This is a genomic window from Enterobacter sp. 01-M-03-SI-ECC, assembly GCF_047530215.1.
Taxonomy (GTDB): Bacteria; Pseudomonadota; Gammaproteobacteria; order Enterobacterales; family Enterobacteriaceae; genus Enterobacter; species Enterobacter chengduensis.
Window position 1 is genome coordinate 1 of record NZ_JBLKDA010000079.1, and the last position, 2,632, is coordinate 2,632.

The 2,632-nt window shown below is 52.1% G+C and carries 3 protein-coding genes; all 3 read left to right on the top strand.

All coding sequences use genetic code 11. From position 1 onward, the window contains the following. Window positions 1–1,123: 1,123 nt before the first annotated feature. Complete coding sequence (locus tag ACMWKK_RS26015) at window positions 1,124–1,267, top strand: hypothetical protein (RefSeq protein WP_032610644.1); 144 nt, start codon at window positions 1,124–1,126, stop codon at window positions 1,265–1,267. Window positions 1,268–1,694: 427 nt separating this feature from the next. Continuing rightward, window positions 1,695–1,922, top strand: coding sequence for a YgdI/YgdR family lipoprotein (locus tag ACMWKK_RS26020; protein ID WP_021243043.1), 228 nt, complete (start codon window positions 1,695–1,697; stop codon window positions 1,920–1,922). A 366-nt stretch (window positions 1,923–2,288) separates the two neighbouring features. Continuing rightward, a complete protein-coding gene (locus ACMWKK_RS26025; protein WP_032105038.1) occupies window positions 2,289–2,474 on the top strand; it encodes a Rop family plasmid primer RNA-binding protein in 186 nt (61 codons plus the stop codon). The last annotated feature ends 158 nt before the right edge of the window (window positions 2,475–2,632 follow it).

Here is a 2,632-nt window from a genome sequence, read left to right on the forward strand (position 1 = left end):
TGAGGCGATGGCGGGGTGTCGGGGCGCAGCCCTGACCTGGGTATTTGTGATGCCGGCGCGTGCGCGGTATTACAAATACACATCCTGTCCTGAGTGGTTCCCCGGGAACAGGCAAAAAAAAACCGGGGAGCTGCCCGGAAGGTAAGTCAAGTTAGATTAGATTACTTTCACTCATCCATAACAGCATCATGCAACGACGACCATCGTCCGTGACGGCCGCCTCGTTTAAGTATGGACAGAAATACAGAAAATGCTCAGGACGAAATGTAATGAATGCGAACGGATTCAAGAAATTCGAGCATGACCGTCCTTACGGCCGGTTCAGTTTCAGACAAAATCTGCCGGTATGCATCCAGCATCATGACTCCGGCATCCCCCCGGCACGCCGGAGCCAGCCCGAAACAACAGACACAAACAGGTGTCGCTCATCATCAAGAGTCATCAGGTCTCCGGAAGAAAAACCAAACATGGCTTACCTCCTGTTAACGGCAACGCAGAAGAAAGGTTTACAGGGTAGCGGGCAGGAAAATAAAAAAATTGCAGTCAGCCCGGAACGGCTGCTGAACCGGTACAGGCGGGTTCCGGGCGCAGCGCCGGACCAGTCACTCAGCGCTAGCGGAGTGTATACTGGCTAAAATGTAACACCGCAGTAACGCATAGCATAACTGCTACATAAGACAGGCGCAGAAAATGAAAGAAAACGCGTCAGGAGAAAATGTAATACAGGATATATTCCGCTTCCTCGCTCACTCACTCGCTGCGCTCGGTCGTTCGGCTGCGGCGAGCGGTACGGGCTTACGGGTGGAGCAGAAATTTCCTAGGGGATGCCAGCTAGGGGATGCCAGGAAGATACTTAGCGAAGAAGGCATAAGGCCGCGCCGAAGCCGTTTTTCCATAGGCTCCGCCCCCCTGACGAGCATCACGAAATCTGACGCTCAAATCAGTGGTGGCGAAACCCGATGCGGCTTAAAGATACCAGGCGTTTCCCCCTGATGGCTCCCTCGTGCTCCCCCGCATTCCTGCCTTTCGGTTTACCGGTGTCACTCCGCTGTTATGGCCGCGGTTTCTCATTCCACGCCTGACACTCGGTTCCGGGAAGGCAGTTCGCTCCAGGATGGACTGTATGCACGAACCCCCCGTTCAGTCCGACTGCTGCGCCTTATCCGGTAACTATCGTCTTGAGTCCAACCCGGAAAGACACGTAAAAACGCCACTGGCAGCGGCCACTGGTAAGGGGTATACAAGATTACTGGTGCAGAGTTCTTGAAGTTGACGCCTGACTGCGGCTACACTAGAAGGACAAATTTGGTGGCAGCGGTCTTGTACACCCTGTTACCACGGTTCAGAAACTTGCCGGTTTGCTGAACCTTCGAAAAACCACCTTGCCGGGTGGTTTTTTCGTTTACAGGGCAAGAGATTACGCGCGAAAAAAAAGGATCTCAAGAAGATCCTTTTATAAATTAGACATCCAACCTCACAAAGAGGAATACTTAAATCATCTTGGTATATGTATCGGTCGGATTACATCAGATATAAGCCCGCACTGCCCCCTCCCCGCCAGACACCACACTTTAACCATAACACCTCGCACCTAACTCGATATGCAGCCCACCATCAAGCCTCTTTTCACATAAAAAATGACCTATAGTTAGATGGTTAGTGACCAAAACTGATATGGATAAAAGGAGCTGGCTTTGAAAAAGATTTTTGTTTCCGTGTTCGCAGCGGCAGTTGCGCTTTCAGCCCTCACCGGCTGCACGCGCACAAGCTATGCCATACACACCAATGACGGGCGCACTATTGTCAGCGACGGCAAACCTAAAGAATCAGACTCAGGCCTGCTTGGCTATACAGACGCGAATGGTGTCAAACAGCAGATCAATAAAACCGACGTTAAAGAAGTCTCCGAAATTCCGCACTGAGCATCTTCTCCGAAAAAGGCCGCTAATGTGGCCTTTTTCTTTACCTGGGGTTCTCCGCCAAAATCCCAGCAAATTGCACCACCAAAGCTAAAAGCTTCCAGGGTTGTCTAAAAAGCACAAGACATTAGAGGAAGTGCGGTTTTTATAATCAAGCCCCCCAAGAATTTACCATAACATCCGTTGCCCGCACCGCCTCAGACGCACTCAGCGCTTTTCTGACGGAACCATGACCAAAAACCACAACAAACCACCCCGGAACCCGCCAGAAACGCTCCTGTTAAATTTTAACGGCATGCATGACTATGCACCAGAATGACGGCATGCTCTTTTCACGCAAAAATCATCACCAGACGGGGAAAATCACCAGTGACCAGACAGGAATCCGCCGCCCTCAACATGGCCAAATTTATCCGCTCACAGACACTCCTCCTCCTCGAGCGGCTCGAACAGATGGATCTGGATGAGGCTGCCGGCTGCTGTGAGCACCTGCACGATCAGGCCGAAGCACTTTACACCATGCTGAACGCACAGACAGGCGAGGAAGATGCGTGAAAATCGGTGAACGGGTGCGCAATTCAGTGCGCGGCCGTGAGGCGATGGCGGGGTGTCGGGGCGCAGCCCTGACCTGGGTATTTGTGATGCCGGCGCGTGCGCGGTATTACAAATACACATCCTGTCCTGAGTGGTTCCCCGGGAACAGGCAAAAAAAA